The sequence below is a fragment of the Roseovarius marisflavi genome, from assembly GCF_900142625.1.
Lineage (GTDB): Bacteria > Pseudomonadota > Alphaproteobacteria > Rhodobacterales > Rhodobacteraceae > Roseovarius > Roseovarius marisflavi.
This window is the reverse complement of the sequence record NZ_FRBN01000061.1, coordinates 1-3,465: the sequence shown is the minus strand read 5'-3', so window position 1 is coordinate 3,465 and position 3,465 is coordinate 1. Positions and strand designations below refer to the sequence as shown.

Genomic DNA, 3,465 nt, shown 5'->3' with positions numbered 1-3,465 from the left:
AGAGCTTGGTGGATCTCTTTAGGTCGGCCATCAGAGCGTCGTAAACGGGGGCCAGTTCATAAGCGGCCTTGCCCACCCATGCCGCCAGTGTGGAGCGATCGAGATCGACACCCTGCCGCGCATAGATTTGAGCTTGTCGATACAGCGGCAGTTGATCCGCGAACTTGGCAACGATGACACTGGCGACCGTCGCCTCGGTCGGCATGCCGCTCTCGATCAGGCGTGAGACTGCGGGGGTCTGAACGACGCCACTCTCACAGGACCGGCAGGCATACTTTGGACGGCGGGTGACGATCACACGGAACTGGGCCGGGATGATATCCAGCCGCTCGCTGGTATCTTCGCCGATCACATGCCGATCACAGCCACAATCGCATGTCGTGCTCTCGGGCGTGATGATTTCTTCGACACGGGGCAAGTGTTTGGGCAACGCGCCCCGGTTTCTTCGGGCTCTTCGGCGCTTTCGGTCGGCCAACCTTCTTCCAAGGCACTTTCGACCAAAGCTGGCGAGCTTCGTCTCTGGACAACTCGAACTGCTCTTTCAACTCGTGGACAAAAATGTCTCGCTTCGGAGCGAAGTCACCAGGTTTCCAACAATCGACAAGCTTTTTAACGTGTGCTTCAGCTTCACGCATTTTCGGGATGCGCACTGGCAAATCTGGATTTTTGCGCATCGGTCGTTCGGATTTCTTCTCCATCCCCCAACGATTGGAATCATCTTCGGGGTTCCTGCCCCAAATCTTGATCAGGTCTTCTTTCTGGAAACGAACGTATGTCCAATCAGCTTCGTTGCTTGCTTGCTGGTTCTCGGTCCTGTCGCTGGTCGAAGCGGCAAAAAGGCAATCGGTGAAGTTCCCGTTTGATGAAAACTCGCGCTGAATCAGAAAAGCCGTTTTAGGTACTGTTTTAAATTCACTGTGCGCTGTGTCGCTACTCTGATGATCCGGAACGCCATAGCCTGTGAGTCGGCCTTCGCGCATTGACTGGATGATTTCGTTCGCAGCGTGGGATCGAACATGTTTTTCAGCCAACAACAGACAAAAGTTTTGAGCGGCTGAATAGTATTTATCGTCATATGTGCCGCCGTCGTAAGCCTGCAATGCAGTTATTGAGTCTCTCATCACAGCGCCCGTTTCAATCAATCCAAACCAGTCTCGGATTTCCTGACCCGCTATCCAGCAAATTGCCTCGGAAGCAAATATTGTTCGGTTTGGTAACAAATCGCCATCGCGCTCAACATCAGTTGGCAGATGGGACATTGGTTCCAAGCAATTTATCCAGTGCTCGACTTCGGCGTCCTGTAGGAAGAATGTTTTGCCGTGGAGCCACTCTGGGAAGGCCGTATCCGGACCGAGGCAGGCACCATCAAGGAAATCGGCGACCACATCACTAGCAGATAAATCGTCGAGGTCGCTTGCAGACACGCGGTGGCGTTGGCCCCAATGATCCTTGGTTTGCAGGCGCGCAGCTTGCAGCGTCAGAAAGCCGCTTTTCAAGGCATCGAGAATCTTGTCGCAAGCGACATGGATTTTTCCTGTTTGCAAAGCAATCTGAAGGAACCGGTGTTCATCTATGGAATAAGGTACTGGGAGAAGTTCGTTTTTGGGAAAATGCGCCCCGAATAGATGGGGCAACAAGAAGCTCAGCAACTCGTCGGATCCGATGTGGTCAGCTAGGCTCGGTCGGTCCAACTGACCAAGTGACTCCCTCTGTCTCCGGAAAAGATTTGAAGATTCGGCTTTGTCGCTATTCATCCTTTTCCTCATTGCCAAGCAACTTTTCCGCCATCGAATCCCCCATGCGTTGACGCAACTCTACCAATGGCGCACCTGCGCGTCTCGCGTAGCGGTCGGCCATCGCTGTTGTCTTGTGTCCGACCATGTCGCGTAGAAGATGAGAGCCGACACCGAGCGCAGCAGCTTCTGTCATGATGGTGCGACGGAGATCGTGCAGTCTGGCGCCTTCGATACCAGCGACTTGACAGACCTTGACCCAGTGCCGACGCACCGCACTGTAATCCATCGGTCGATCGACACGCCGCCCGAAGACCACATAGTCACCGGCTCTTCCTGCTGCAGCTACTAGCGCCTGCGCGGCTGACGGCAATGTGTGGATGCGGCGGCCGGTCTTGGATTTTGGCAGCACGAGGAAGCCACTTTCTAGGTCCACATCATCCCAATGCATGTCGAGGATTTCACCGATCCGCAAACCCGTGATGGCAGCAAGCCGAATGGCGAGCACCGCAGAGGGGTTGAGGCTGTCGGTTGTTTCCAAAGCCTGTCCAAGCGCCGAAAGCTCTGAAGCGGATAACGTACGGTCACGCTCCTCTTCGCGGGCCTTTTCGATGCCGCGCGCCGGGTTCGTGTGCTGAGGCCGATATTCCCAATGCTCTACCTGATTGAAGAAGGCGGATAGCAGCGCGCAAACCCGATTGGCCATGACCGGCGGGAGAGGATCGAGAAGCTTCTCAACTTCATCTCTCGTGATGTCGGCAACATGCCTAGACCCAATTTTGGGCACGACATCCTTTTTCGCTTGCCTCGTGTATTCCTTGAGCGTCCGCTCGGTAAGGCGGCCATTGGCGAGTCGACGCACAAGATGCTCGTTCAGATACCGATCCATCGCTTCAGCTACGGTGGGCAGCGACCGTCGCTGTTTCCTTTCTGCGATCGGGTCGTGGCCCTGGCGGACTTTAACCAGCGCTTCGCCAGCCAAGAGCCGCACCGCCTCCAACGATATCTCCGAAGCGCGGGCGACAGTCATCAAGCGCTTGCGACCGTCAGCCCGGTAACTCAGCACAAACGATTTTGCGCCTGCTTTGGTAATCCGCAGGCCCAATCCTTTCACTTCCGCATCCCAGATGATCCTGGTTTGGATGTCAGGTTTAGCATCGCGTATTCTCTTGTTTGCGAGGCTCAACCCAATCCCTACTCTGGTGATACGGCGCAATCTGTGTCACCACTATGTCACCAGCTAACCGAAAAGAATAGATATCTTGAGGAAAGAATAGATATCTTGAGGAAGGCTGGTGAATAAAATGTACATTTATAGCATCGACTTAGTATATCAATGGGTAACCAGAGATATGAATATAAATTGAATGCTCTATGACTTTTTAATCAGTAGGTCCAAGGTTCGAACCCCTGCCGGCTCACCACTTTATCAAAAACTATCCATATCTTACGGCGCGCGCGACTTTTGCCATTTCGGTTGACGCTCACACCGGAAGCAATATGGAAGCACGGCGAGAAAGATATACTCAGCCGGATTCGGTGTTGCACTTTTGCAATGTCCGTCGAAAAGGGCGTGCAGAATTATGTCAAGGGCCGCTGAGAATCATCTTGATTTCTATTTTGCACATTCGGCCCATATGTATGTGTCGGCTGCTGTTCGCAATCGAGAATTTGGCACGATTTCGGAAATCGCTCATATGTATCCGGCCTGTTGATCGGCTCGCGGGCCGTG

2 protein-coding genes and 1 pseudogene are annotated in these 3,465 nt (G+C 53.6%); all 3 read right to left on the bottom strand.

Annotated elements, in window-relative coordinates:
* A pseudogene (locus tag BUB78_RS19810) lies at positions 1–469 on the bottom strand (IS66 family transposase); the annotation flags it as partial.
* Positions 360–1,754: a hypothetical protein gene (locus BUB78_RS19805; RefSeq protein ID WP_073201133.1), complete on the bottom strand. Its 1,395-nt coding sequence runs from the start codon at positions 1,752–1,754 to the stop codon at positions 360–362. The pseudogene BUB78_RS19810 and the gene BUB78_RS19805, both read right to left, overlap by 110 nt.
* Positions 1,747–2,919 (bottom strand): tyrosine-type recombinase/integrase, encoded by a 1,173-nt coding sequence (locus BUB78_RS19800; protein ID WP_073201131.1) that lies wholly within the window; start codon positions 2,917–2,919, stop codon positions 1,747–1,749. The genes BUB78_RS19805 and BUB78_RS19800 overlap by 8 nt, the downstream gene beginning before the upstream one ends.
* Positions 2,920–3,465 lie beyond the last annotated feature (546 nt).